Here is a 25,982-nt window from a genome sequence, read left to right as displayed (position 1 = left end):
TAATACTCGCTCTCTAAGCGAAAAGCTACCTGTTAAAGTTTAAATCTCATTGGGGCCAATAACCCCAATTTTGTGCCGAAAAGAAAGTTCTCCACCATACCAACCACCAACTCCGAGGAGTGTGGCTACTAACAACGAGACAATTAAACCAACAGGAACGATAAAATCTGTGCCAACTAGTCTTAACCCAAAATTAATTGCGGTTAGGATTAAAGCAGTAACGTTTAGTGCCATGTGCGCCCAACCAGCAGTACGCTTACGAACTCTAGGAACTTTTAAAAAGTCCGACATTCCTATCAAAGCTGCCAAGACACCCGCTACTAAACCCAGTCCGATTAACCAGCTTGAAGCACGCGCCCAAAAAAAGTCTTTTGTCAGCCAATAGCCAAGATCGGTACCAGCAGCAGCAGTTAAAAAAGCCACGGGAAAAACAACGATAATCGGATGGATAGGATGTCCAGCAATTGCTACAGAGCTAGTAACACCATTGCCTAAATACTCGCTCTCTAAGCTTTCAATAATCGGCGGAATATTGGGATAAGGATTTTGTGCGTATTGTTCTGAATCAAATTCTGTGTTGGTCATAAGATTTCTCCTCAAAGCGACAGCTAAAAAAGGTCACTTTGTGATTAATTGGGTTATTAATTAAATATTTGCGCTGCAATCAGTGTCTAGTTGGGTTAGCTGATACTTTAATTAATAAACCGATCGCTTCATACCAACATCTCACCAAAGAAATAGAGAATCTAATTAATGAAAATCAAATTAGTATTTCTATTGATAGATCGAGATAAATTGCAAAGTTATTTATAGGTGCGATCGCTTTTTTATAAAAGGTTGGCTAAAAAATTGTTCGGGCGATAAACTGCCGATGTTTTTAGAATACTGTGTTTCAGGCGATCGCCTAGCTAATGCGATCGCCTTTAATCTATTTTCATTGTTAAGAAAACTATAACTGCACTTTATAATTACTCTTAACGCCATTCTCCAGTAAAAAGAGGTTCAATTGGATGTCTGCTTTTCCTCATCCGTAAGTCATTGAGTATTTCTGCGGTGTCTTTTATCTCGTTGACTGGATGAAGTTCGATTCCCAATTCTTGTTCAATATTAGCCGATGCACCGATCAAAATTAATTCCACTCCCGCATAATCCAAAAATTCTGGCGGATATTAGAAGTATTTAATCATTAATAGCTTAATAGCATATTCACAACAAATTATAACTTTAGTTGGAGGAATTAATGTTTAGAAGTTAGTTAACCTAAATGTGTGTATAATAGCCAAATAAATTTGTTGTTTAGTTTATTTGACCACAATTGAGTAAATTACAAATAAATTTACTTTGATTTTAAGCTATTGACACCAAAAAAAACACATTTATCAACAAAACTAACTATGATACATTTAATTTCTTTAGCCATAAATCGCATCAGTTCTCTTCTAAAAAAAATCCAAGTCAAAAGTTTTCTGACTGCTGTTTTATTAGGAGCGGTTTTATTAACCAATGGTGTTAGCAGTTCTGCCATAAATAGCAAGACTGCCGCTGATGTTGTTGGTGGCGATGTCGTAGGAAATAATCCCGAAAGACCGACAACAACTCGCGAGTGGAGACAACAAGCTCGCCGAACCGAAGATGCTCCCTTGGAAAAAGTCAAAGAGATTGGAAAGGAAACAGGAGAAGCATTAAAAGATTTGGGCAAACTTTATCCAGATGTGGCTGAAAGTACTTTTCCTGACGAGATAAAATAATCAATATTTGCTTATTCAGATAGTAAATCTAATTAAACTTAGATTTACTATCGAATATTTTTGATTGCGCTTGAAGAAACGCCCTAACTCTCCGACCCAAAGCACGACGGAAGTAAGTACGGTAATGGCTATCTAATCAGTTAGAGATAAAGAGATAGTACCGAAGGCGCTACCGCAAAACTGGGATGAGAATTTGTCTGACCAGAATCATAGTTGCGATCGCTATAAAGCCGCGATTATGAATTAAGCCAGTAAAAGCAGAACGAGTTGAGTTTGTTGCCAGATTTCTCCTGGCATCAGGCGATCGCACCATCTCTCAATCTGCTCAATTTGACCAACGCTCAGAGCAGCGCGAAAACTGTATTTTCTAATTGATGACGCGCTCTAGTTATTAAGATTTGTGATTTGAGATAAAATTTTTTTCATCTTTATACTTTCCTAACCGTTTAATTTTCTTAACCTAAACTAGTGTTAATCAGTAATCAGCGAGTCATCCCTGAATTAAATTCATTAAAGGAACGGCGTTTTAGAACTTCAGATTTTGAGCGGGGTAATAAATTAAAAACCTCTCTTAAAGCATCGTCCATTTCTTCATAGGGAACTTGTCCTTTACCGTCATAAACCACCTTACCCTGCTGATTCAAGATAACCGTTTCAGGCACTACGCCACTGTAATAATAAGCTGGATCTTTAGGGGAATATTGCTGCCGATCGATAAAAGAATCAACTGTCACAGGAATAACACTTGCTGCTTGTCCATAAAACGCTTGGAGGCGAGTTACCAAAATAGAAAACTGTTTACAGTCACTACTATCATCGACATAGAATACTAAAATAGCTGGTTTTTCCCGTTTTAAAGAGGTTGGTAAATTCATACGAGGCGGAACTAAAGAACCATTGCCACCAAACAGAAGAAAAATATTGCCTTCATAGCGATCGTCATCTATGGTGGCTAGAGCGGGAGATATCCAAGAAAAAGAAAAAATAGTTATTAATAGGCACACAGTTGCAATTCTCGTAACAAACTGCCTCAATTGAAACTGATTTTTATGCTTAGAAAGTAGGGATTTTAATAATCGCAGCAATATCATTCGTTTTTATCATTTAACATTTATCATTTATCATTAAACATTGAAAGTGTACTTGTCTAAAAAATAGCGGACAAATCTACATTTAATCCTGACAACATATCTTCACCAGATAAACTATGAGGATTGCTGAGTATCTCTTTATCTCTACCAAAACGATAAATTTCTACTTCTTTTTGATCGGGATTAATTAACCAACCTAGCTTGACACCACAACCAATATATTCCATCATCTTCTGATGAGTTTCTAACAGGTTGTCAGTAGGAGACATCAATTCGATCACAAAATCAGGATCGATGGGTGCAAAGCCTCTTTTTTGCTTGTCATTTAAACTATTCCAGCGTTCAATGGCAATCCAACTAACATCAGGCGATCGAGTAGCACCATTTGATAACTTAAACCCTGTGGAAGAATCAAACACTACTCCTAATTTATGGCGATTATTCCAGTACCAAACTTGAGCCAGTAAATCAGAATTTTTCTTACCGCTTTCGCTTCCTGTAGGAGACATAATAATTAGTTTTCCATTGGCATCGGTTTCAAATCTAAGATCGGGATTTTCTCGACATAACTGCTCTAAGGCGCGATCGCTAATCGAATCAGTAAAGGCTTTAATATTAATGGTGTGAGTCATTTTTCTAACCTTAAAATCAGAGGATTTTAATCGAAAGTATTATTCAAATATTATAATTAGCAGCCAAAAAAATATGAACAACAAACCTACATAGACAGCTAGAAAACAGCGGCTATGACAAGGAGCAATGGTAAAAAATGCTACTTTAAGCAGATCGGATACGATTTATAGTATCGAGCCGAATTGCCATCGCTTACTTGATAACTTTGTTGTTCACGATCGTTCTTCAAATTGACCACTAGCTATGGTTCTAAGTACTTATCAATTAACATTGAACGTATCTTAGTTGCTTGTGGTCAACCCGAATTTATTTCACTGTGGTTTAGCATCAGTGTTTTCATTTCCTTGGTTGACTTCCACTACTTCTAGGGTTTGAACATCAAGGGAACTATTTTTGTTTATCTTGTTTATTTGTTCTCGCAATTCACCCATTCTTTTAACTTGGCGAATAGGTAAATTAGCGGTCAAAGAAGTCATTCGTTGATCGTTAGAAAGAGAAAATTCCATTTCCTCACGATCGACTTCAACATAGCGAGCAACTACGTCTAAAATTTCTTCCCGCATTGCCGTCAGCATCTCTGGATTGATACTAGCGCGGTCATGGGCAATAATTAGCTTTAAACGGCTCTTAGCGTGAGATCGACTATTAGCGTTCTTATTCCAGGGAAAAAGCATTTCCACAAATCCGTGAATCATGTTTAAGATTGTTTGCATGGTCAAAAACGAACACAATTAATGGTGTTGTCCGTAAACTTTATTGTGCTGATTAGCCACCAAACATTCGGCGTAGACGAGACAAGAGATTGCCTTGATTTGCCATTAAATCAAGGAATGGTACTTCTTCTCCTTCTAAACGTCGAGCAATATTAGTATATGCTGTCCCTGGGACAGATTCATAGTCTGCTAATACGAGAGGTTCCCCTCGGTTGGTAGCTTCAATCACTTTTTCATCATCAGGAACAACACCAATCAATGGTACTCCTAACAATTCCAAAACGTCTTCAACGCTCATCATTTTGTTTTCCTCAACCATACGAGGCTTAACTCGATTGACGATTAGGTTAATTTTATTTACTCCTTCTGCTTCTAAGAGTCCAATCACGCGATCGGCATCTCGTACCGCAGCAACTTCGGGAGTTGTGACAATTAAAGCTTCTTGGGCTGCGGCAATAGCATTCCTAAAACCTAATTCAATACCCGCAGGGCAATCAATCAAGATATAATCATAGCCTTTGGCTAAGGCGGTAGCTATTTTTTGCATCTGTTCTGGTTTTACCGATTCCTTATTGCGATTTTGCGCAGCAGGAAGCAGCACTAAACCTTTGAGACGTTTATCTTTGACTAATGCCTGTGCCAGACGACATTCGCCAGCCAGCACATCGATCGCCGTGTAAACTACTCGTTCTTCTAATCCTAATAGTAGGTCTAAGTTTCTCAATCCAAAGTCAGCATCAATGAGAGCTACAGAACGATTTTGTTTGGCTATTGCGGCTCCCAAATTTGATGTGGTAGTGGTTTTACCCACTCCTCCTTTGCCAGAAGTAACAACAATTATTCGACTCATATTGTTTACTTACGATTTATGTAGCTGTAATTATTTTGCTTGATGCTTATCAACCCATGCCTTTTTTGACGGGGAGAAAACATAGTTTTTGGCAAACTCTGAGTTTTGAGCCAAACGAATTCCCTCTGTAGTCATAAAAGCCAACTCTGGCGATAAACTTCTTGGTCTTATCTTGGGCGCTCTTGCCACGGCATTGGCAATACGCAGTTGCGTAAATTCCATCTGTAGTGCAGCAATGCGACACTGATGGTTTCCCTGCGCTCCCGCATGGGCAATACCCTTTAAACGTCCCCAGACTAAAATATCCCCAGCGGCGATCGCTTTTCCGCCTGGGTTTAAATCTCCACAAATCACGATTGTTCCTGGGTGGCGTATTTCCACCCCAGAGCGTACCGTATTTTGTAAGTATAATGGCTCTGCCAAAGGAAGAGAAGATTCCTGAGTCGGGTTAGTCAGATTATCTGCTAAAGATTCAGCAATAGTTTTCTGCTCAACAGAATAGCCACTAGTAGCTGCTGCTACCGCCGTTTGCCGACGATTAGTGCTAATGGTTGTCAGAGATAGCTGAACCTCATCTAGAGTTTCGGCAATAGTTTGCAGTTGCCGAGAATCGAGTAAGCGATCTTTGGCAACCAAACATACTTTTGTTCCTACTTGCCAAGACTGCTCTTTGGTTTGTAACAGATGTTTCAATTCTTGCCAAGTTTCTGACCAAGGTAAATCAGAATTAATCTCTGCCTGAGTCGGTAATACTAGCGAAAGTCGCTCGCCATCATTTTTCAGGCAGATCTGGGAATAGCGATTAACTAAGGGAGACGAATCAAGCTGATCGTCAACTTTGTCTAGGGAGATAGTACGCTCAACAGTCATGCAACCATCCTGATCATCCGTATATCTACGTATATCTACTTTTTAGGTAGTTTTCACGCTTCACATACTAACGTAAGTTGCTCTTAAGAGAAAATTAGAAAATTCTTAAGCGATGCCACCGCAGCAGCCAAACTATCTTGATTGCCAACGTTTCCAGGGAATAAAACTACTGGTAAATTAGGAAACTGGGGATGATCTGCCTCAGTCCTAATTACGGAACATCCTGGTAAAATTTGTCCTAAAAGTCTGGCAGCGGTTAAATTTAGACCGACACTAAGAACATCGTTAGAGGTAATTCCGCCTTTACTAATCAAAAAACTAATTTCCTGGGGCAAACCCTGGACGATCTCCATTAGCAGTGCCGAAACTTCGGTACCAAAGCGAAGTCGCTGTTGAGTATTTGCAAAACTTAACTCTTGTCGGCTGGTATAAACTACGGGGGTTTTACCCTGAGTAAATGCTTGTTTAACTTCATCTAAAGTCTGTTGCAAAATGATGTTTTTTTCTTGGGGGCGATCGCGCAAACGCACTACATCAACTTCAATGCCGACTACACCATCTTCTTTCAGTAGCCGATGTAGCTGTTGAGTGGTTTTCTGCACATGAGAGCCAACCAAAACTACCCCAGGTTTATCTGTAGGCTTATAATCACCCATGTTTTCAGCAGCGGTTGGCTGTTCTCCTAACTGAGCTAGAGAGGTCAACAAGCTGGCAGCAGAGCGAAACAGAAAGCGTTTTCCTCTTAGCAGTGGCTTTTAAAATTGCTTTGGCAAATAGATCAAAATCTGCTTGAGTTTCGCCATCAACAACAACACATTGATTATTATTAAGTTCTAATAAGCGTCGCTCAATTTGATCCTTGCGAATATCTTCTAAAGAAAAATTAACTACTTCTGTAGCAGGAATTTTGCCCGCAGTTTTTTGGGCAACATAGTCGGGTAAATAGCTATGACTATAGCCAAACACAGAGTCACGAGCAAATTCTGTCTCCGCTACAGGAGTTTTTACCCCATCGATTAAAAGATAGTGAGTGCTATCTGTGGTGATTCTGCCTCCTTCAAAAAAAGCAGGAGTCAGAAAATGAGCATCAAACCCCCCTAATTCTTGAGCAATAATGTCAGTTTCTACGGGGTAATGTCCTCGAAGAGTGGAATCACTACGGCTGACTACTAAAAAGTCTTTAATTTCTGCTTGAGCGATCGCAATTTTAAGATTTCGACAAATTTGTTGCGTGGTTGCTGCTGCCTGTTCAGGACTCATCGCCCTAGTATTGCTTAAAATAAATACAATTGGTACATCATCGTGCAAACCAAGTTTTAGGGTAGCTACATCCCAATCCATGAGTAACAAACAGCTATGTACTGTCTGTGAACCAGTAGGATCGTCATCGAGAACAATAATCTTCGGCTGTGCTGGATTCATAGTTGCTAATAAAATTTGCAGTTGTTTATATTTTCTTTAACTAAATTCTAAATTTCTTATGCAGTTTATCAAAACTACGTTAGAATTCATGGCAAAAAGTGAAGTATCAGTCTTGAGGTTAGTTAGACCGTTGCCACTACTCAAGGTATTGATCTTAGCCATAGTTCATCTATATTTTTTCACTTATCAAGTCACTTACCAGGACGTTAAAGCCGTTCAGAGGAAATTATTATCGTGCGTATACCTTTAGACTATTATCAAATCTTAAGCGTTCCTGTTAAAGCTACCTCAAGCCAGCTTGAGCAAGCATATAGCGATCGCATAAGGCAGCAGCCCCGCCGAGAATATAACGATCAGGCAATTCAGTCTCGTCAAGAATTGATCAAGCACGCCTATCAAGTTTTAGCCGATCCTAAGCAAAGGGCTAATTATGATGCTCAATTCTTGGTCAATATGCAGCCAGTTGAGTTTTCCATTCCTGAGGCAATAGTATCAGAAGAAAACGAGGAGTCAAGAGAATCAGCTACAGAATCTTTGATTCAAGAAGATCTTCCGCTAGATGTTCGTGTGATAAATCCCACCATAGAAGTTGCTCCTTCACAACTGATTGGCGCACTGCTAATTTTGCACGAATTAGGGGAATATGAATTAGCTCTACGACTAGGTGTAGATTATTTCAACAGTCAAGATTTTGACAAACTATCATCTGAGCAAGAAGTAAAAGTAAGAACCGATGCTCAAGAAAACATTATTCTTTCCTTGACTCTAGCTTACTTAGAGCTGGGGCGAGAACAGTGGCATCGGCGAGAATATGAAAATGCTGCCGTTTCTGGTCAAATGGGAGTCGATTTACTTAATCGCGAAAACTTATTTCCTCAGATTAAAGCAGAATTAGAGCTAGATTTATATAAGCTTCGTCCTTATCGGGTTCTCGAATTAATTTCGCAAAATCAAGCAAATTCACCCGAAAGAGCAAAAGGATTTGAATTGCTCAGAGAAATGCTGCTGCAACGTCAGGGAATAGAGGGCAAAGGACAAGATCGTTCTGGCTTGAACTTCGATCAGTTTTTGTGCTTTATACAGCAGCTAAGAACCTACTTAACTTCCACTGAACAACAGCAGCTATTCGATCGCGAGGCTCAAAATGATTCGGCGATCGCCAGTTATTTAGCCGTTTATGCTCTTTTAGCCAGAGGATTTTGCTTCAAGCAGCCCGAATTAGTCTTACGCGCCCAAAGAAAGCTCGATTATCTCAGCGAAAAGCAAGATGTTGCTTGGGAGCAAACGGTATCTGCTTTGCTTCTGGGACATACGGAAAAAGCGATTTATAAGCTCCAAAACAGTCCAGACAAAACAAAGCTAGAACAAGTTCAGAGACACTCTTTAGACACTACAGATCTATTGCCTGGAATCTGTTTTTATAGCGAACAGTGGTTACAAGAAGATGTAATAGCCCAGTTTTCTGATTTAGCGAACATAAGCTTAACCATCAGAGAATATTTTGCCGATCAAGAAGTTCAGGCATATCTCGAAGAGCTTGCTCCCCCGGCATTGTTATCGAAGATGCCCAATGCTTCTTTTAATTCTCATCAACAAGATACCGCTAATAATCAAAAGAATAAGTCGGTCAATAATGTAGGTTTTTTCTCTCGCTGGCGTAATCTATTGGCGTTTGAAAAGACATCAACCACAGCATCTAACAAGGTTTCTCAGCCTGAAAGAGAGTTAATTACCGTAACAGTAGGTACTTCAACTACTTCAGCCCCGCAAAACAATCATGCTGCTTCTAAGACTAATAGTAAACCAAGGTTTCGTCAAACAGTTCCCCAAAATTCTACTCAGGTTAATTATTCTCCCCCAGCAACAGCAAAATCACCCTCTTTACCTCTACAGCATCAACAAAGGGCAGTTCCCCCAGAGGTAATCCAAAAAGCTCAGGGCAAAGCCAGGCAAAAGCGAATTGCTCGTAAGAAAAAGTTAAGTTCAGCTACCGTTAGGAAGGGCCGGTTATTTATCTTGGGTCTTATTTTGGGAACGGGAACATTAGCATTTGTGGCTATGAAGCTGTTCTTGAATCCTGCTAAGAATGCCAATCAGGCATCTTTGGCGACCGCAATTTCTCAGCCTATGGTTGAGTTACCTGACGTTAAGCCTAAAGTTGCGGTCAAACCTCTGGTAAGCTTTACCGAGCAATCCCAGCAGGTGATTCAAACCTGGCTAACTAGTAAGTCAGCAGCCTTTGGTAAAGAGCATAAAATTGACCAGCTAAATAATATTTTGGCAGAGCCTTTACTAGCTACCTGGCGAAAGCGCGCCCTCTATTACCAAAAGAGCAATTCCTATCGAGAATATGAACATAATATTACCGTGCGCTCGGCAAAAATAGATCCCAACAATCCCCAGAAAGCAACGGTAGATGCAGAGGTTAAAGAGATTGCTAAACATTATCAAGCTGGAAAATTAGATAACGCTCAATCCTATGACGATAATTTGCTGGTGCGTTATCAGCTAATATTTCAAGGAGAAAACTGGCTAATCCAAAATACGGAAGTGTTGAAAACCCTCTAATAAAGGGATAAGGATGATCGAAATACTTTAGATTAGTGATATATCGGCGTAAGATTACTCCAAATTATAGAGTTCAGAATTAACTCGAAAACGATAAAATAGTTTCGTTACTAGCAAACACTTAGTCAATAAAGGACAATACCTGATGCTTTCCTCACTAGTTGCTGACTTTCGCATCATATTTGAACGCGACCCCGCAGCCCGCAATTGGTTTGAGGTTTTAGTATGTTATCCAGGTTTACAAGCTCTTTTTTTTCATCGCTTTGCTCATTGGTTGTGTAAAATTGGTATTCCTTTCTTGCCTCGGTTTATTTCTCATCTTGCTCGTTTTTTAACGGGGATAGAAATTCACCCAGGAGCGCAAATCGGTAAAGGAGTTTTTATTGACCACGGCATGGGAGTTGTAATTGGGGAAACAGCGATTGTTGGTGATTACTCTTTGATTTATCAAGGGGTCACTTTAGGAGGAACAGGTAAAGAATTAGGCAAACGTCACCCCACTTTGGGAGAAAATGTCGTAGTTGGTGGTGGCGCAAAAGTATTAGGTAACATTCAAGTTGGCAATAACGTCCGTATCGGCGCGGGTTCGGTAGTCCTAAAAGACGTTCCCTCTAACTGCACCGTAGTTGGTATTCCAGGACGAATAGTCTATCGCTCTGGAGTTAAAGTAGATCCCTTAGAGCATGGAAATTTACCCGATTCTGAAGCAGCAGTTATACGCACTTTAGTCGATCGCATTGAATCTTTAGAACAACAGGTAAAGCAGCTAAGAAAGTCTGAATCTGAGAGTAAATCTTTGGTTGCAGCAGTATTGTCTGAATCTAACGAACTGGAAAACTGTTCTAAAGTCAATAATAGTTGTTTATTGCGAGATAAAGAAATTAGAGAATTTTTAGGGGAAAGTAGCTTTGATAACTAATGTAGGCGTTGCATCATGATGAGATGGTAAAGGCTGACTGGGGGACTAGGGGACTAGGGGACTAGGGGCTTTGTTTGGTCAACACCGCGATTAGAGATGCTTTCTGACCGAAAGCCTCTCTCGCGGTTAATTTAAGTATATTTAGACACAATTATTTGCTCCAGACAAGCTTTATTTCAACTATTTAAAAATTCGCGCATATATCTATTAACTAACACTGGTTGTTCTTGTTGCACCCAATGACTACAGTTAGGAATATATTTAATCTGCCAATCTCTGACATAAGCTTCTGTGCCATAGGTTAATTCTTTCCCTAATGCAGTATCATTTTCGCCCCAAATAGTTAAAGTAGGAACATCTAAAACTCGCCATTGAGGGCGATCGCTTTTAAACAAAGATTGGAAAATACAGCGATAATAGTTGATCATGGCAGTGAGTGCGCCAGGTTTAGCAGCAGCGTCTTTATACGCCTGAAGATCTGCTGGACTAAAGGCTGTTTTATCGATCGCCATCTCACTAAAGGCATCAGCGATCGCCTGATAGTCATTTAACTGTAGAATAAATTCTGGCAGCCAAGGTATTTGAAACCCAAAAATATACCAGCTTTTAAGTAGCTGTTGAGGAGTTTGCAAGCCAGCGGCGAATTTAGCTGGGTGAGGAATATTAAGCACAATTAGCTTTTCTATCATCTCAGGATAAGCGTAGGCAAAATTCCAGGCGATCGCGCCACCCCAATCATGGGCAACTAAGATACAATCTTCATAGCCCAAACCGCTGATAATGCCTTTAACGTCTTCTATCAACTCAGACATTTTATATGCCTCTAATTTCTCTGGTTTGTCGCTATCGTTATAACCCCGCAAGTCAACAGCAACGGTATGATATTCCTGGGCAAATTCTGTAATTTGATGTCGCCACGAATACCAGAATTCAGGAAATCCATGAAGCATCAGCATCAGCTTTCCTTCTCCTTTACTGACATAGTGTAATTGAATGCCGTTAGTTTTGATGAAACGATGTTCCCCGTAGTTTGTAATAGACATGGTTTAACTAATTGCTTGCTATTTATTTGATGTTTGATGTGAACTCGAAAGGTTTGATAGCTTTAAATAGTAAATACTGCGACAAGAAATTACGTGAGTTTATTAACAGGATAATACTTATTAACAGGTTCATCAGCAAAGAAATTAGGAGATCGCGATCGCAAATTGACAGAAGAGGGGGAATTAGCCGTACTTCAATCCTTAACTCTCGCTTTGAGGGCAAATCTAGCTTTTTTGAGATTATTTTGATACAATCAATCAAGATTTAACAATGGGCTATAACTCAGTTGGTTAGAGTGTCACATTGACATTGTGGAAGTCGGCGGTTCGAGTCCGCCTAGCCCAACTCCTCGTTAGCAAATGTATTAGTTGTTCGTCAAATCAAGAAGCTTTAAAAACTCTGGTAGACGGTGGCACCAAACTTACTCCATATCCCGCATAAATATTGCAAGCTGCACAAAAAGCAGCCTTTGTATATTATATGAATCACAATCTGCTAAAAGCCCTGGCTTTAAGAAGGTACATGACCAGTGGAATCAATTCCGTCAGGGAGTTTCTGAGTGGAACAAAATCAATGAACTAAGTTATACCAGTTTTGTTAATAAGTAAAGGTGGTTTTACTTATTTGTCTTTTTTATTCCTTTAAAAATACTTTACAAGCTGCGTTATCAAAATAATTTAAATTACTATTTGAACACATAACCTGTTTTTTTATCAGTGATATTACTCGTTACATTCATCTTTTAATAAGCAACAATTGAATAAAAAGAGAATTGCTTAACGAAAATGATAATAAAAACAATCAAAACAATTTGTGTTTCTATAGTTCTAATTTTAAGCATAAGCAACAATGCAATTGCTGCTTCATGTACTAGTAATCGGGGAAAATATATGGAATTAAATGATAGCTTAAAAAAAATATTAGTTAACGAAATTCCTGTTCCAGTTAAATCTTTAGATATTGCCGATACCGCATCTTTTAAAAACATGATTATATCCTATGAAAAGAAGTCTGGAGCTACTGTAGAAACTGGAAATAAAATGGATTTATCTAGTTTAAAAGGAGCTACTGGATATGCCATTATAGATTTTACATTAAATGAAAATTTTGAAGAGATTCCAATTATCAAACACTATCTTCATGAAAAATATTCATCGGTTGCTAGTTATATTAAAGTATCTAGCGTAAGAGCAAAAATGATTTTTGAAGATTTAGATAAAAAAGAGATATTAGCACGTGAATTTTCTTTAAAAAAAGGCAAAAACAATTACCCTATTTGTGAACTAAACAATATTAGTAAAGATATTAGTAGTATAGATATCAAGGTATTATATTTTGGAGGTGAATTTCAAGTCTATCATTCATTCATTCATTAAGTTTAATTTAAAATTGTTCATTTCAAAATCCTATTGCCTATCTTCTACTTTTGCGTCTGGTGCGTCTGGTGCGCGAAACTAAAAACTACTTCATTTTAATTCCTAATACTTGTGTATGTGCGCCTCTGGCTTGAGTCACGCCGATAGTTCTTTCAGAAGCCTCAATCATCGGACGACGCAGACTTACAACGATAAACTGTGCTAAGCGTGCTTGTTTTTTGACCATGCGGGATAGTTTTTCGACATTTGCACCATCGAGGAACATATCTACCTCATCAAAGGCATAGAAGGGGGAAGGGCGATATTTTTGTAGGGAAAAGATAAAGCCTAATGCGGTTAAAGATTTCTCGCCTCCAGACATGGAACTTAGTTTTTGTACCGCCTTACCTTTGGGGTGAGCAACTAGATTTAAACCACCATTAAAAGGATCTGCTTCGTCTTCTAACTGTAGATGTCCATCACCATCAGAAAGTTCAGCATATATCTTTTGAAAGTTTTCGTTTACCGCATCATAAGACTCTTTGAATGCTCGTAAACGTAGGGTAGTAAATTTCTCGACTCTTAGCAATAATTCTGTTCTTTCCGCTTCAATAGTATCTAACTTATGGGAAAGTTCTTGTAATCTGGCTTCGGTTTTTTCGTATTCTTCTAACGCTAACATATTGACGGGTTCCATTGCCTCAAGTCGTTTTTCTCCGTTACGAATTTGTTTTTGAAGTTGTTCTACGTGTTCGTGCAGATTGGCAAAGGTAATTAATTCTCCTGCTTCAGTACCGTCTTCATTTACCAACTGTGAAATTTCAGGAATAGGATCGGGCAGTTCTAACTCTTGTTCGGCTATTTGTTGCTGGAGAGTTTGTAGGCTGGCTTGCCTTTCTTGCTGAGATATCGCGAGTTTTTCTAATTGCCAGACTTGTTTTTGATGGCGATCGCGCGACTCTTTAAGATTATTTTCGCTGCGATCGCGTTCTTCTTTTGTTTCTCCTACTTTTGCTGTTAGTTGTTCTAATTGTGTTTCGGTTTCAGTTATTTTTACTTCTATTTCTATTAGCTGATTGTTAATTGTTAATTGTTGATTGCTAATTGTTAATTGTTCATTGTTTAATTGTTCATTGTATTGTTCTGCTTCAGAGATTTTTTCACTCAGGCGTTGATATTTGTTGCTTAAATCTAATAGTTGCGTTTCTGCCTGTCTTAAGTTTCTTTCATGTAGCTGTAGCTGTTCTTCTTGACTGTTAATTATTGCCTGTACCTGTTGCCATTCACTTTGGGAGTGAGATTCTTCTAGGTCTTGTAGCTGTTGTTGTAAGCCTTGTAATTTGGTTTCCTGTTCGGGTATAGATGCGTTTAATATTTTCAGGCGAGTTTGAATTGTTGTTCTTTCCTGGCGATTATTGTTTAGCTGATTAATTAATAATTCTTTTTGACCAGTAAGACGCTTAATTTCTTTCTCTAGCTGTTCAGAGAGCATTTTTTTATCTCTACCTAGCTGTCTTGCCTCGGTTAATTCTTCTACTAAATCCTTGATTTGTGCAATCTGATTTGCTATTCTTTGGTCATAGCTAGATAAGATGTGGTCTATTTCTGCCAAACGCTCTTTTAATGCTTCTACTTGTCCTGATTCACGGTTTGCAGCACCACCAAAATGCAAACTAGAACGACTAGATTTACTTCCTCCAGTCATAGCCCCACTGACTTCTAAAATTTCTCCTTCTAAGGTAACAATGCGATGTTTACCCAATTGAGAACGGGCATTATCAAGGGTATCAAAGACAATAGTACCGCCAAACACATAGGCAAAGATTTCGTCATAGCGAGAGTCACAATTAACTAAATTAATCGCTAAATCAACAAAACCTCGACCAAAACGCATGGTGGCAATGTTTCCTAACCGCGGTGCTTGAATTTTATTTAAGGGTAAAAATGTTGCTCTGCCTCCCCTTTCTCTTTTTAATAGCTCAATACCCTGTGCAGCAACGCGATCGCTTTCGACGACGATAAAGCCTAATCTTCCTCCTGCTGCGGTTTCTAACGCCAAGCGGTAACGCTGTTCTACCTGTCCTAGCTGCACAACTAGTCCTTCTACCCCTGTTAGGTTGGAGTTTAAAATGATCTTGCTAGCATAAGTACCCTGGACTTCTTGTTGTGCTTGAGTGGTAGCTTCTAGCTTATCTAATTCCCGTTGTTTCTCTCGTTGCTCGATTAAAAGACGCTGTTGGGTTTCTTGTTGCAAAGCGCGATCGCTTTCCGCTTCTGCTAGCTGTTGGGCAATTATCTGTACATGACCTTGTTCTTTTGTTACCTGACTAGATAGGGAATTATATTCTGTTTGTTTGTCTTTTAATTCTGCTTCAACCGCCTCTAAAGACTCAGCTTGCTCAGTGATAGTGCTATCTAACTGGTTAAATCTCTCGCTAATTCTAGCTTGTTCAGTACGTTGAGGATTAAGAACATCTTGAATAGCTGATGCTTGACGGGTAATAGTAGCTTGTTCCTGTACCCAAGCTTCGGAGGCTTCGGCGATCGCATTGGCATCTTCTTTACTCTGGGTAACTATTTCTCTGGCTGCTACAGCCTCTTGAGTTAGATGAGGAATAGTTTCACTTTCTAGCTGGTTTTTTTCTTGTTCAAGCCGTTTAATTTCCTGCTGATATTGTTCTAAGTTTTGTTGCGTTTGCACCAACATCAATCTTTTTTGCTGGCTGGTATTAATTAACTCTTCTTGCTTTTGCTTTAGCTGATGCTGCTTGGCTTTTTGAGTGGCCAGATCTGATGCTACCGATAGCTGTTCATCCTCACCCAAGGCTTTTACCTGGGCATTAAGAACTTCTAGCTTTTCGCTGTATTCCTTTACCTCGATATTTAGCTTGGCAATACTCTCAGTTAACTGTACCTTCTCAGTTTCCCCTGCCGTCAACTTTTCTTGTAATTCTGCTTGCTGTTGGTTAAGCGATCGCCAGACTAAAACTTTTTCTTGGTTTTTCTTTTCCTGTACTTTTTCTTTAAGCTTACGGTACTTTTCCGCTTTTACCCGATCTGCTGCCAGGCGATCGCGGTTGGCAATCAATTCTTGAGCAATTATATGACACTTTTCTTCCCTCTCCTGTACTTTATCAAGGGTTTTCCGTGTCTGCTGAATCTTGCGATCAAAAGCTGCTACACCCGCCAACTCATCAATAATTTCTCGTCTTTCTTTAGAGTTCATCGTAATGATGCTGGTAACGTCACCCTGCAACACCACGTTATAACCTTCGGGGTATACTCTTAGTTTTTGTAGCTGTTCATGAACGTCTGTGGCGGTGGCAACTTCGCCGTTGACATAAAACGTTGAAGTGTAGTTACCTTTTTTTGCCACTCTTAGCCTGCGGGTTACCTTCCACTCTAAACTATTTCCGTTGGCGATCGCGACAATTTTTTTATCGTCTTCATCTACTGTAGTGACTGCTTGTTCTGACTCTTCTACATGACCATTACCGTTACCAATATTCTTATCACTATTTCCTATTGCTGCTAAATCTTGTGAAGAGTCAATAGGTATCAAATCATGAGCATCGGTTACCGTTGTCACCACATCTTCTAAGTCACCTAAATCAGTCAAGTCAAAGGTTACAGAAACAATTGCTTCTGCTGCTTTGCCACTACCAATGTGTTTATTATTAACTAAATCGGGCAGGCGATCGGCACGCATACCCTTAGAACTAGCTAAACCCAAGCAAAATAGCAGCGCATCTAAAATATTGGACTTTCCTGAACCATTTGGTCCAGAGACTACCGTGAAACCAGGTAAGATGGGTACTTTGGTTATACCACCAAAAGATTTAAAGTGAGACAGTTCGATGCGCTTTATGTGAACCATGAACTACAGTTTCGACTTGGTAAGATAGATAGTATTTTTATACTAGTTGACAGTCACACTATCGGGAACACTAATGGTTGTACCTACAATCTGCCAAGATGTGTTGAAAAACCCGTATTTTTTTACACTTAGTAATATTTCGTTATCTGAAATCTTGAGAAAATGCCAAATAGTGTAAAACTCGAAATATTAAAAATGTTAGTAAATATGCTACTTATAAAAAATTATTTCCCTAAACTAAGTTAAATTTTAGATATCAAATAATAAATTAAAATGGCTAAGGGTGAAAAGACAACTATACAAAAACCCAGCTTATATTTTAAATCATTAAATTCTGCCAAATTAACAATCCATCCTAGTTTACCCCAGGGTAAATAGCTCAAGGAACTATTATAAACATCAAATTTGAAAGAGTATAAATTTTTAGGATAATCAATGTAAACAGATAGTTTCTTTTGAGCAAAAGTAACCAATATTTGATGAAAACCATAATTATCAAAAACATTGGGAACTAAAAACTCAGGCTGATTCGCGCTGCTTCCTGTTGTCGGTGTTCGCAAACGTAAGCTTAAGTTTTTTTCTGATTGACCAATTATAATATTTTGAGCAACTATGCCATCGGCTATAGAAATAATCCTAGCTGGTCCATTTTGCTGAAAATCTCTAGAGGCAATCGTCAGGAAAAAACTAAATTCATTAGTTTGCTTTAGTTTTTTGTTTAAGAAAACTGCACGGTCTCTTGTTTTTAACCACTGATTCTTATTTAATAAGATTCCCAAGTATTGATATACTCTATTATCTTTGATTTCCTTATTTTCATTTTCTTTTGTTTTAGCTTGAAGAGATTTAGATAATTTTAAGTCTGGGATATTTTGACTTTTATCTTGATAAGATTTTTGCAGATCTGTAAATACAAAAGATGCGATTAAACCAGACAGTTGAGGTAGAAAATTATTATCTTCAAAAGCCTGAATTACTTCTGACTGATTTAAAGCGCGATCGCAAATATATAAACTATTTATATAGCCATGCCAAGGGCGATCGCCTGTAACCTCATTTCCAATTGCTAAATAATAATCATCATCCCAATTTGATAAATTAATACTGTTTAATAATATCCCGATTCCTAAAATAACAATGAAACAATAAATTGCGATCGCCGTAAGTAAAGACTTTAAACTAAGCTTATGACGATTACCAGTTAGAATACCAGCCAAAAACTGAATAATATTCTTACGCCAAAGGTATAAAATTCCACCCACACATCCACCACAGGTATTAAAAATAATATCAGTTAGGTTAGATACACGCGTGGGGAGAAATAGCTGAGTAAACTCTACCGCAGTAGATATTACGGCACTAACTAAACAGCAAATAATCAAAATCAACCAGATATTGCGGTGCTTGTTAGCAGTAATTATAAATAAGCTAATTCCTAGAGGAATAAATAACAGAATATTTTGCCAATAGTCTTTGAGACTGCTGCCAAAATTAAATTTTTCAACAATATAATTTATAGAAAACCCCTCTGGAGTAATAAACTCGAAGGGAGATATAGTAGCGATAAATATACAAAATAGGCTAGCAACTAATAACAGGTAGCTCCAACTTTTATAGCCAAAAATATAATTCATTTTATTTAAAAGATCTTATCTTTGTAGACTTCTAAGTACATGGGGTAACAGCTTCTTGATAAATAGTTCAGGTTCTAAAGGTTTATTTTTAACTACCAAAGAATCATAAATAGACCAGTTAATTGTGCCGATAATACTATTTATAGCCAATTCAAGATCGAGTAATTCAGAATCCAAAAAAATCTTTTCTTCAATTCCTGCTTGAATAATGTTGCTTAAAAAACTACGGTAAGTTTGTCTAGCCTGACTAAGTTTGGTAGTGGCGGCAAAATCTCCGTAGCCAATTTGCAGGAAAAAAAGTTTGATAATCTGCTGATGCTGATGGAAATAGCGCAGAGTCTGTAGCAGAACCAGATGTAGTGCTGCTTCTACCTCTAGGTTTTGTTCTAATGCTTCAGCAATTTGCCGATGCAGCTTGTCTAAATGCTTCACCATAATTTCAGTCAGCATTTCTCTTTTATTTTTAAAATGTCGATAAAACAAACCGACAGATACATTTGCTTTTTCGGCGATCAGCTTTGGCTGTGCTTGATCGTATCCCTGACAAAATAATATTTCTCCCGCATTTAATAAAGCAGCATATCTTTGCGCCACATTATATCTAGGTTGAGTTTTGTTCATAGCTTAAATTTAGATTTGGCAAGAATAGCTTTTTCGATGATATGCTAAACGAGTGAATATTATTCATTTTTGCATTTAGACTATCAAATCAAAGCATCTATTTTATTTATTATGACTTCGCAAATTTTTATTCAGACAAACCATGAACCGTGGCAAGATTTAGAACAGTTTCCAGGAACACAATTTTTACCTTTAGCTGAACCTATAGAACATGGTTCAATTCATCGATTACGGATGAAAGCAGGTACAATAATTCCGTTTCATACTCATCCTTGTGACGAATATGTTTATGTTTTAAAAGGAGAAATTGAAACTAGTGGACAACGCTATAGTATGGGAACATTTTGGATTACACCAGCCAATACCCGCCAAGGAGAACATAAAGCAATTACCGATGTTGAACTGATGACGATACGTTTAGGAAAAATGGGCAAATTTGAGAATTGATCAAATACTAGCTTGGTTGTGATTTTAATAGCTAAACTAAACGGTTTAGTCATATGCGAACTTGATAGCCATGAACCAGATAACAAAAAAAGCGGAATTTCAGCAGCGATCGCCACTCGCAAACTTCAATCAGCCGATCCTGCGGATATATTTAAAAAAAGTTGTTAAAAGTTTACTTCTATTAAAATCGATCTAGATTGGGAATCGAATTATCTTCATACACAATCCTCACGAAAACTTTAAAGACTATCGTATTTTTAAGTTAAATTGTGGCATAACCGTGGTAAATTTTTGCTAACCGCTTGCTTTTCTATTGATTGAAAATTGAATTACTTTTAATTTTTTTATGTCTACTATTGAAACTCAATTAACTACAGTTCGTATTTTAATAGTTGACGATCAAGCTCTAATTCGTCAGACTATACAAATGTACTTAGAACAAGAGTCAGATCTAGAAATTATTGGCTATGCAGAAAACGGAACAGAAGCTTTAAAACAAATTGAAATACTAGAGCCTGATATAGCCATAGTAGACCTAGAAATGCCTGATATGGATGGTTTGACTACGATTCAAATCATTCGCGATCGCTTTATACAGACTAAAATTTTAATTCTTAGTAGCCACGACGATCGACAACATATTAATCAAGCAATTGAAGCTGGCGCGAAAGGATATTTAGTCAAAGGAACTCCTGCTCAAGAATTAGCCAATGCAGTTCGTAGCCTTAGTAAAGGTTATTTTCAGCTTGGACCAGGTTTAATGGAAAAACTTGTTATTTCTATGAGCAATTCGGCTGATGCTAATGATAAATCTTTAGAGCAAAAGTTAATTGTTGCCTTCAAAAAATTTAAGCAGGATACTAATAAGCAGTTGGATGAATTGGTTGAAACGAAATTATTAAAAATTAATCAACACTTTGAACAGGACATGGAGCTTAAAATACTTAGCTCTAAAAAAAGACAAAATCAGCTATTTGCCTATGTCAGAAAGGTAGAATTTAGACTTTATTTATTGCTATTCTTCCAAGCAATTATTTTATTCATAATACTATTTTATTGGCTTATTAACTCATAATCACGTTGTTATAATAGTTTTAATTTCGGTTCGATAAGCTTAATGTTTTTAAATTCAAGAAAGCTATACTAATTTTAATTTTTAGCAGGGATAAACGATCAATAAAGCGATTAAAATTGGTATCGGTAAACACTAAGTAACCTTAATTAAGCCTAAATTTATACCCTATTCACCAAAGAGTCGCTATATTAATTATAAAAATTATCTACTAATTGAATTCTCCCGTCAGAAACTGTGAACTGTAGTTATTTACCAGAAACAATTGCTCACGTCCGAATTACTCAACAATCTTTACCGATGGGAAAAATTGAAGGAGAGGTCAAAGCTGCTGAATACGAATGGCAATTTCGCTGGCGATTTCGTCAACGTCGGCTATCTGTTCAACCTTCTTTGGGAAGAGCTTTGATTCGAGAACCCTTGGAAAGATTTTTAGAGCGTTGCGATTACCAGCTTGAAGCAGGTAGCGACTATACTTTTACGGTTCGGACAAAAATGTAGCGTTAAATATAAAGTAATTGGGAAATGGAAACAAATCAACTCTACTAAAAAATTCTTTATTACTTAAAAATCATGGAAATACAATTTCGGGAATTCAACCCTTTCGATTTATGGATTTGGTTAGAGTTTCCTACAGTGCCTTCGAGAAGGGAACAACAATACATAGAAGAGCTATTTGATTCTTGGTTTTATCTTGGTAAGCTGGGAGGCTATAATGCTGAGAATTTGCTCGTCCAGGATGTGGGTGTAGAGATCAGCTATATGGAATACGACCAAGAAAGTTTAGATAATGCTCTGATGTCGCCCATGCACAACATGGGAGAAATTGAATATTTAGGAGTATGGGGTCGATGTTGGTTCGATCTTGGCACAAGTGATTTAATCGCGGTCGACATTTTGATCAATGCCATGAATCAGCTTAGTAGAGAATTTGTGCAAATCGACAAACTAATAATTGGTGGTGAAAACGAAGATTGGTCAATCAACGAAAATAACACCTCAAAATTTTATAGTGAACAACGATAAGGCTATGTGTAGCGTAATCGCGTTAATCAAATTAACAGCTATTCGGGGAGTGGGTCAATAGTATATTTTTAACATTTAGTCATGCGATCGCCTTTTCGCTCAAATTATCATGAGTTTATGATAATTTTCACACTAGATTAGGCAATTGAGCCACAATGTGCTTCCCAATTTCGATTGAAGCTGTTGCAGCAGGGGAAGGCGCATTACATACGTGCATGGCTTTGTTGCCATTAAGAATTAAAAAGTCATCAACCATTTTTCCATCGCTTTTCAAAGCCTGCGCTCTAACTCCTGCGGGAGTTGGTACAACATCTTGAGCCTGGACTTCGGGAATTAATCTTTGTAAGCTACGGACAAAAATGGCTTTATTGTAAGAACGAATCATCTCTTCAATCCCTTCTTTAGAATACTTAGCTACCAATTTCCAAAAGCCAGGATAGGTCATGGTATCCATAAAGTCTCTTAGTCAAAATCAAATTTTCGGTAAGCTTCCCGTTTAAAGCCCAATACTGCATTGGGGCCAGCATGAACGCTGCCATCAATACCAGGGGTAAAATGTACGCCTAGGAAAGGAAAATTGGGATTGGGAACAGGATAAATAGCTCCATTGACTAAATAACGTTTTTCAGGGGTTAACTCGTAATATTCGCCTCTAAAGGGTACTATCTTGGCTGGTGCTTTTTCTTGAGCTAATTCTGTAATGCGATCGCTATATAATCCAGCACAGTTAATTATAAACTTGGTTTGATATTCACCATTGTTAGTTTCTAAAACATGACCTTCGGCGGTGGATTTAATGCCCTGAACACGAGTATTGTTGTGTAACTCTACACCATGTTCTTGGGCAAGAGCGGCGTATTTCTGACATACTTGCTTATAATCAACAATTCCTGTGGATTTGACCCTAATTCCTGCTAAACAATTTACGTGAGGCTCAATTTCTTTTACCTGCTCTTGAGTAACCTTTGTTACCTCAAGCTCATTAGCCAAACCTCTTTGATAAAGCTCATCTAAAAGCGGTAGTTCATGAGGCTCGGTTGCGACAATGACCTTACCGCATATTTGATAGTTGATATCGTATTTATCGCAGAAATTCACCATTGAACGATTGCCTTGACGACAAAGCTTGGCTTTAAAACTACCTGGTTTGTAGTAGATACCAGAATGGATCACTCCGCTATTATGTCCTGTTTGATGAGCAGCCCAAGACGCTTCCTTTTCTAATAAAGCAGTTTTAGCGTTAGGAAATTTCTGACTAAGAGCCATTGCCGTAGACAAGCCAACAATACCACCACCAATAATAATATAGTTATACATAATATATACTCAATTTATACAAGCCTTATCTCTCAAAGTAAAAATAATAAAGGAGGCGAAAGTTTTCGCCCCCCTAATTCAAAGGCAACAAAAAGCCAATGATAAATAATAAATGTTGAATGTTAAAGTGCTACAACTTCAGTCGATACACCCATATCTTTCAGCATTTTGCTGATTTCTTCTGTATAGATAGCATTCATCACAATTACTTTATCTGGCTGATAGGTTTTAAGAAATTCGGGAGACATAATTTCCTTGCCTACTCCAGGAATATATTTGCCGTGACGGTGGGGGTTAATATCGACAGCATATTGAATTTTATCGATGGTTTTCAGGGTAGTTAAGAAAGCTACGCATTTTGAACCAGAACCCCACACTACGACTTTTTCGCCTTTCGCCTGAGCATCATCTAGATACTTTTTCCAGTACTCTAGCTTGCCTGTGATCTTGTCCGTAAATAGCTGCACATCTTGAGCAACATCGGCTACAGTCTCTTCAAAAGGATGAACCTTGTCTGAAGGCATTTCCACGGGTTTAGCTTCAATTAAAAGATACTGATCGCCATAGTCACAATATAAATCGGTTACTTCAAAACCACTATCGCGGAATAAACGAGCTAGGGTACCAGGGCTAAAGTAGGAACAATGTTCGTAATAAATATCTTCAAAAGCCTGTTCTTTCAAGACTCTAGTATTATCTGGGATTTCAAATACTACTACAGTATCGCGATCGCCAATAGACTTACGGACAGTTTTGATAAACTCAGAAGTTGGTTGAACATGTTCTAAAGTATGACGACAACAGATAAAATCGCCTACATACTCAGAGTGTTTTTCAGAATAGTAATCTTGAATAAAAGTAACGCGGTCTGCTGCTTCACTGTTTACTCTTCCAGGAACTACGCTAGGATCTATACCCACGCCACGATTATTGCCTAGTTCGCACAATAATAAAAGAAAATCACCCTTGCTACAGCCAATTTCAATAATATCTTTATTATGTAAATCGTATTTATCAATTAGATGATTAGCAAGCTTAAGGGAAAACTTATTAAAAGTAGGGGAATAACTCTGCTGATCTTCGTAGTTAGGCGCATAAGCAGACCATTTGGCATCAAATACTGTGTTAGTAATAAAGCCACAGCGATCGCAAAAACCCAGGACAACATCACCGCAAGGGAAATCTTGAGCCTCTTCTTGGCTAGAAATCATCAGGCAACTATGTACAGGAACTTGGCGAACTTCGTAAAAAACTGACAGTTCATGATGTCCACAGTTAGGACAAGAATGCTTTATTTTCTTAGGCTCTGACTTTAAATGCTTATCAGTAGAACTTAAATTTTGCAACATGATTAAATACTCCTATAAAAATTTATTTGACTATTATTAATTCCTTAGTGATAACTTAATTCTCTCCACTTCGCCAATAGCAGTAGAGAGAATTTTAGGTTTATTAACCTCTAAAATTGAGGCAGTTTAACTATTGCCATCCAAAAACTAAACAATTTTGGGATCGGGAATAGGAACAATAAATTGTCCTCCAGATGCTCGATATTCTTGCTGTTGCTCCATAATTTCTTTAGCAAAGTTCCAGGCTAAAATTAGCACATAGTCTGGTTTGTCTTCTAAAAGCTTGCTGGGAGGAAAAATAGGTAAATGATTAACGCTCATAAAGCGACCTTGTTTAAATTCATTCAGATCGACTATGTAGTCTAGAAGAGTTTTATCTATGCCCAAATAACTCAGCATAGTTGTAGCTTTAGCAGCAGCACCATAACCCACAACTCTTTTTCCTTGCTTTTTCAAATCCCATAAGATATCCATCAAAGCAGATTTAAAGGCAGCTACATTATCAGCGAAATCTTGATAGTAGCTGAAGTTATCCACCTGAGATTCTTGCTCTTCTTTTAGCAAAGACTTAACTGAATCTTGAACTGCTTCAGTTTTCTCTATGTATAGGCGCAAAGAACCACCATGTATTTTGGTGCGCTCAATATGGTTTAGATACAAAGAATGCTGTCTAAACAACTTGTCTAAAGCCGTGACAGAGAAATAACACAGATGTTGATGATAGATAGTATCAAATTCACGGTGTTGCACTAAATCAACTAGATAAGGAGCTTCAATCACTGCTACCCCTGTATCTTTTAAAAGGATGGAAAAGCCAGCCACAAAGCCATTTAAATCTGGTACGTGAGCCAAAACATTATTTGCCAAAAAGACATCAGCTTGTTTTCCTTCGCCTTTCAATTTTTGCGCTAGCTCTTTACCAAAGAAAGTACAGATGGAATAGATCCCCGCATTGTTGGCAGCTTCTACTTGTCCCGAAGCAGGATCTATTCCCAAAACAGGAATTTGTCGTTCTACAAAGTTTTTGAGCATATAGCCATCATTGCTAGCTGCTTCAATCACAAAACTATTATTATCTAGATTTCTAGTTTTAATTAAATTTTTGGCACTATCCCCAAAGTGCTTTAATAGAGATGGTGAGACAGAAGAAAAATAAGGATAATCCCGACAAAATAGTATTTCTGGGGGAACTATTTCCGTAATTTGTACTAGACTACAGTCAGGGCAAAAAGCTAGATCCAATGGAGCAGTATATTCGGGAGAAGCTAACTGTTCTTTAGTTAAAAGGTTGTCAGCAAGGGGAGTATAACCGAAGGAAATAATTGACTTTAAGTCAGAATTTCCGCATGAAAGACAGCTTGGCTGAGAAGCATTCATAATATTGCTTATCTATTATTTAATTTACATTGTTGGCTCTACTAATCGA

Annotated in this window: 25 protein-coding genes, 1 tRNA gene and 2 pseudogenes; 10 read left to right on the top strand and 18 right to left on the bottom strand. The window is 38.0% G+C overall.

Annotation, left to right across the window (positions count from 1 at the left end; translation table 11 throughout):
• Positions 1–39 precede the first annotated feature (39 nt).
• From SLP02_RS23600 to SLP02_RS23590, 3 genes are all read right to left on the bottom strand, one after another.
• Complete coding sequence (locus SLP02_RS23600) at positions 40–585, bottom strand: DUF2231 domain-containing protein (RefSeq protein ID WP_319423169.1); 546 nt, start codon at positions 583–585, stop codon at positions 40–42.
• A gap of 222 nt (positions 586–807) precedes the next feature.
• Positions 808–984 (bottom strand): hypothetical protein, encoded by a 177-nt coding sequence (locus SLP02_RS23595; protein WP_319423168.1) that lies wholly within the window; start codon positions 982–984, stop codon positions 808–810.
• Positions 975–1,139, bottom strand: coding sequence for a hypothetical protein (locus SLP02_RS23590; protein ID WP_319423167.1), 165 nt, complete (start codon positions 1,137–1,139; stop codon positions 975–977). The genes SLP02_RS23595 and SLP02_RS23590 overlap by 10 nt, the downstream gene beginning before the upstream one ends.
• A 255-nt stretch (positions 1,140–1,394) precedes the next feature.
• On the opposite strand from SLP02_RS23590, the gene SLP02_RS23585 reads away from it, so the two are divergent.
• On the top strand, positions 1,395–1,748 hold the full coding sequence (locus tag SLP02_RS23585; RefSeq protein ID WP_319423166.1) for a hypothetical protein: 354 nt from the start codon (positions 1,395–1,397) through the stop codon (positions 1,746–1,748).
• A gap of 169 nt (positions 1,749–1,917) precedes the next feature.
• On the opposite strand, the gene SLP02_RS23580 is transcribed toward SLP02_RS23585, so the two are convergent.
• The 8 genes and pseudogenes from SLP02_RS23580 to SLP02_RS23540 all read right to left on the bottom strand — a co-directional run bounded on the left by SLP02_RS23580 (position 1,918) and on the right by SLP02_RS23540 (position 7,489).
• Positions 1,918–2,061 carry a hypothetical protein gene (locus tag SLP02_RS23580; protein ID WP_319423165.1) on the bottom strand — a complete coding sequence of 48 codons (144 nt, stop codon included), beginning with the start codon at positions 2,059–2,061 and terminating at the stop codon, positions 1,918–1,920.
• Between the two features lie 169 nt (positions 2,062–2,230).
• Entirely contained in the window at positions 2,231–2,839 is a 609-nt protein-coding gene (locus tag SLP02_RS23575) for a thylakoid membrane photosystem I accumulation factor (protein WP_413467282.1), read from the bottom strand.
• 56 nt (positions 2,840–2,895) lie between these two features.
• A complete protein-coding gene (locus SLP02_RS23570; protein ID WP_319423163.1) occupies positions 2,896–3,471 on the bottom strand; it encodes a Uma2 family endonuclease in 576 nt (191 codons plus the stop codon).
• A gap of 312 nt (positions 3,472–3,783) precedes the next feature.
• The gene (minE, locus tag SLP02_RS23565; RefSeq protein WP_319423162.1) at positions 3,784–4,185 is read right to left on the bottom strand and encodes a cell division topological specificity factor MinE; all 402 of its coding nucleotides are present in this window, start codon (positions 4,183–4,185) and stop codon (positions 3,784–3,786) included.
• A gap of 52 nt (positions 4,186–4,237) precedes the next feature.
• Entirely contained in the window at positions 4,238–5,035 is a 798-nt protein-coding gene (minD, locus tag SLP02_RS23560; RefSeq protein ID WP_319423161.1) for a septum site-determining protein MinD, read from the bottom strand.
• Between the two features lie 30 nt (positions 5,036–5,065).
• The gene (gene minC, locus SLP02_RS23555; RefSeq protein ID WP_319423160.1) at positions 5,066–5,905 is read right to left on the bottom strand and encodes a septum site-determining protein MinC; all 840 of its coding nucleotides are present in this window, start codon (positions 5,903–5,905) and stop codon (positions 5,066–5,068) included.
• Between the two features lie 83 nt (positions 5,906–5,988).
• Positions 5,989–7,327, bottom strand: a pseudogene (locus tag SLP02_RS26850) (four-carbon acid sugar kinase family protein).
• Positions 7,328–7,363: 36 nt separating this feature from the next.
• On the bottom strand, positions 7,364–7,489 hold the full coding sequence (locus tag SLP02_RS23540) for a hypothetical protein (protein WP_319423157.1): 126 nt from the start codon (positions 7,487–7,489) through the stop codon (positions 7,364–7,366).
• Positions 7,490–7,561: 72 nt separating this feature from the next.
• Here SLP02_RS23540 and SLP02_RS23535 point away from each other — a divergent pair, with 72 nt between their 5' ends.
• Together SLP02_RS23535 and cysE are read left to right on the top strand one after the other, a co-directional pair.
• Positions 7,562–9,895 carry an IMS domain-containing protein gene (locus tag SLP02_RS23535; RefSeq protein WP_319423156.1) on the top strand — a complete coding sequence of 778 codons (2,334 nt, stop codon included), beginning with the start codon at positions 7,562–7,564 and terminating at the stop codon, positions 9,893–9,895.
• A 145-nt stretch (positions 9,896–10,040) separates the two neighbouring features.
• Entirely contained in the window at positions 10,041–10,814 is a 774-nt protein-coding gene (gene cysE, locus SLP02_RS23530) for a serine O-acetyltransferase (RefSeq protein ID WP_319423155.1), read from the top strand.
• A 176-nt stretch (positions 10,815–10,990) separates the two neighbouring features.
• Here the strand turns inward: cysE and SLP02_RS23525 are convergent, their stop codons facing one another.
• Positions 10,991–11,857, bottom strand: coding sequence for an alpha/beta fold hydrolase (locus SLP02_RS23525; RefSeq protein ID WP_319423154.1), 867 nt, complete (start codon positions 11,855–11,857; stop codon positions 10,991–10,993).
• A 272-nt stretch (positions 11,858–12,129) separates the two neighbouring features.
• Here SLP02_RS23525 and SLP02_RS23520 point away from each other — a divergent pair.
• Both SLP02_RS23520 and SLP02_RS23515 read left to right on the top strand, forming a co-directional pair.
• Positions 12,130–12,203, top strand: a tRNA-Val gene (locus SLP02_RS23520).
• Between the two features lie 545 nt (positions 12,204–12,748).
• Complete coding sequence (locus tag SLP02_RS23515; protein WP_319423153.1) at positions 12,749–13,234, top strand: hypothetical protein; 486 nt, start codon at positions 12,749–12,751, stop codon at positions 13,232–13,234.
• Between the two features lie 85 nt (positions 13,235–13,319).
• Here the strand turns inward: SLP02_RS23515 and smc are convergent, their stop codons facing one another.
• From smc to SLP02_RS23500, 3 genes are all read right to left on the bottom strand, one after another.
• Positions 13,320–17,090 carry a chromosome segregation protein SMC gene (smc, locus tag SLP02_RS23510; RefSeq protein WP_319423152.1) on the bottom strand — a complete coding sequence of 1,257 codons (3,771 nt, stop codon included), beginning with the start codon at positions 17,088–17,090 and terminating at the stop codon, positions 13,320–13,322.
• Between the two features lie 242 nt (positions 17,091–17,332).
• Entirely contained in the window at positions 17,333–18,724 is a 1,392-nt protein-coding gene (locus SLP02_RS23505) for a VanZ family protein (protein ID WP_319423151.1), read from the bottom strand.
• Between the two features lie 15 nt (positions 18,725–18,739).
• Positions 18,740–19,345, bottom strand: a complete 606-nt coding sequence (locus SLP02_RS23500) for a TetR/AcrR family transcriptional regulator (RefSeq protein ID WP_319423150.1) — start codon at positions 19,343–19,345, stop codon at positions 18,740–18,742.
• Positions 19,346–19,456: 111 nt separating this feature from the next.
• On the opposite strand from SLP02_RS23500, the gene SLP02_RS23495 reads away from it, so the two are divergent.
• The 5 genes from SLP02_RS23495 to SLP02_RS23475 all read left to right on the top strand — a co-directional run bounded on the left by SLP02_RS23495 (position 19,457) and on the right by SLP02_RS23475 (position 21,890).
• On the top strand, positions 19,457–19,792 hold the full coding sequence (locus SLP02_RS23495) for a cupin domain-containing protein (protein WP_319423149.1): 336 nt from the start codon (positions 19,457–19,459) through the stop codon (positions 19,790–19,792).
• Between the two features lie 18 nt (positions 19,793–19,810).
• On the top strand, positions 19,811–19,960 hold the full coding sequence (locus tag SLP02_RS23490) for a hypothetical protein (protein ID WP_319423148.1): 150 nt from the start codon (positions 19,811–19,813) through the stop codon (positions 19,958–19,960).
• A gap of 178 nt (positions 19,961–20,138) precedes the next feature.
• A complete protein-coding gene (locus tag SLP02_RS23485; RefSeq protein ID WP_319423147.1) occupies positions 20,139–20,867 on the top strand; it encodes a response regulator in 729 nt (242 codons plus the stop codon).
• Positions 20,868–21,101: 234 nt separating this feature from the next.
• Positions 21,102–21,365: a DUF3146 family protein gene (locus tag SLP02_RS23480; RefSeq protein ID WP_319423146.1), complete on the top strand. Its 264-nt coding sequence runs from the start codon at positions 21,102–21,104 to the stop codon at positions 21,363–21,365.
• A 72-nt stretch (positions 21,366–21,437) separates the two neighbouring features.
• Positions 21,438–21,890, top strand: a complete 453-nt coding sequence (locus tag SLP02_RS23475; RefSeq protein WP_319423145.1) for a DUF3531 family protein — start codon at positions 21,438–21,440, stop codon at positions 21,888–21,890.
• Between the two features lie 127 nt (positions 21,891–22,017).
• Here SLP02_RS23475 and lhgO read toward each other — a convergent pair.
• The 3 genes and pseudogenes from lhgO to SLP02_RS23455 form a co-directional block, all read right to left on the bottom strand.
• A pseudogene (lhgO, locus tag SLP02_RS23465) lies at positions 22,018–23,207 on the bottom strand (L-2-hydroxyglutarate oxidase).
• Between the two features lie 122 nt (positions 23,208–23,329).
• The gene (locus SLP02_RS23460) at positions 23,330–24,556 is read right to left on the bottom strand and encodes a class I SAM-dependent methyltransferase (protein ID WP_319423142.1); all 1,227 of its coding nucleotides are present in this window, start codon (positions 24,554–24,556) and stop codon (positions 23,330–23,332) included.
• A gap of 147 nt (positions 24,557–24,703) precedes the next feature.
• Positions 24,704–25,933 (bottom strand): class I SAM-dependent methyltransferase, encoded by a 1,230-nt coding sequence (locus SLP02_RS23455; protein WP_319423141.1) that lies wholly within the window; start codon positions 25,931–25,933, stop codon positions 24,704–24,706.
• Positions 25,934–25,982: the final 49 nt, after the last annotated feature.

The sequence above is a fragment of the Pleurocapsa sp. FMAR1 genome, assembly GCF_963665995.1.
Taxonomy (GTDB): Bacteria; Cyanobacteriota; Cyanobacteriia; order Cyanobacteriales; family Xenococcaceae; genus Waterburya.
This window is presented reverse-complemented; position numbering and strand designations above follow the sequence as displayed.

Excerpts from the sequence above, each read along its gene's own strand:
- SLP02_RS23540 (WP_319423157.1), bottom strand. The coding sequence starts at position 7,489 with ATGGCTAAGATCAATACCTTGAGTAGTGGCAACGGTCTAACTAACCTC.
- SLP02_RS23575 (WP_413467282.1), bottom strand. The coding sequence starts at position 2,839 with ATGATATTGCTGCGATTATTAAAATCCCTACTTTCTAAGCATAAAAAT.
- SLP02_RS23460 (WP_319423142.1), bottom strand. The coding sequence starts at position 24,556 with ATGTTGCAAAATTTAAGTTCTACTGATAAGCATTTAAAGTCAGAGCCT.
- SLP02_RS23515 (WP_319423153.1), top strand. The coding sequence starts at position 12,749 with ATGGAATTAAATGATAGCTTAAAAAAAATATTAGTTAACGAAATTCCT.
- cysE (WP_319423155.1), top strand. The coding sequence starts at position 10,041 with ATGCTTTCCTCACTAGTTGCTGACTTTCGCATCATATTTGAACGCGAC.
- minD (WP_319423161.1), bottom strand. The coding sequence starts at position 5,035 with ATGAGTCGAATAATTGTTGTTACTTCTGGCAAAGGAGGAGTGGGTAAA.
- SLP02_RS23570 (WP_319423163.1), bottom strand. The coding sequence starts at position 3,471 with ATGACTCACACCATTAATATTAAAGCCTTTACTGATTCGATTAGCGAT.
- SLP02_RS23505 (WP_319423151.1), bottom strand. The coding sequence starts at position 18,724 with ATGAATTATATTTTTGGCTATAAAAGTTGGAGCTACCTGTTATTAGTT.
- SLP02_RS23585 (WP_319423166.1), top strand. The coding sequence starts at position 1,395 with ATGATACATTTAATTTCTTTAGCCATAAATCGCATCAGTTCTCTTCTA.
- SLP02_RS23455 (WP_319423141.1), bottom strand. The coding sequence starts at position 25,933 with ATGAATGCTTCTCAGCCAAGCTGTCTTTCATGCGGAAATTCTGACTTA.
- SLP02_RS23500 (WP_319423150.1), bottom strand. The coding sequence starts at position 19,345 with ATGAACAAAACTCAACCTAGATATAATGTGGCGCAAAGATATGCTGCT.
- SLP02_RS23495 (WP_319423149.1), top strand. The coding sequence starts at position 19,457 with ATGACTTCGCAAATTTTTATTCAGACAAACCATGAACCGTGGCAAGAT.
- SLP02_RS23580 (WP_319423165.1), bottom strand. The coding sequence starts at position 2,061 with ATGGTGCGATCGCCTGATGCCAGGAGAAATCTGGCAACAAACTCAACT.
- SLP02_RS23595 (WP_319423168.1), bottom strand. The coding sequence starts at position 984 with ATGGCGTTAAGAGTAATTATAAAGTGCAGTTATAGTTTTCTTAACAAT.
- minE (WP_319423162.1), bottom strand. The coding sequence starts at position 4,185 with ATGCAAACAATCTTAAACATGATTCACGGATTTGTGGAAATGCTTTTT.
- SLP02_RS23525 (WP_319423154.1), bottom strand. The coding sequence starts at position 11,857 with ATGTCTATTACAAACTACGGGGAACATCGTTTCATCAAAACTAACGGC.
- SLP02_RS23600 (WP_319423169.1), bottom strand. The coding sequence starts at position 585 with ATGACCAACACAGAATTTGATTCAGAACAATACGCACAAAATCCTTAT.
- SLP02_RS23475 (WP_319423145.1), top strand. The coding sequence starts at position 21,438 with ATGGAAATACAATTTCGGGAATTCAACCCTTTCGATTTATGGATTTGG.
- smc (WP_319423152.1), bottom strand. The coding sequence starts at position 17,090 with ATGGTTCACATAAAGCGCATCGAACTGTCTCACTTTAAATCTTTTGGT.
- minC (WP_319423160.1), bottom strand. The coding sequence starts at position 5,905 with ATGACTGTTGAGCGTACTATCTCCCTAGACAAAGTTGACGATCAGCTT.
- SLP02_RS23485 (WP_319423147.1), top strand. The coding sequence starts at position 20,139 with ATGTCTACTATTGAAACTCAATTAACTACAGTTCGTATTTTAATAGTT.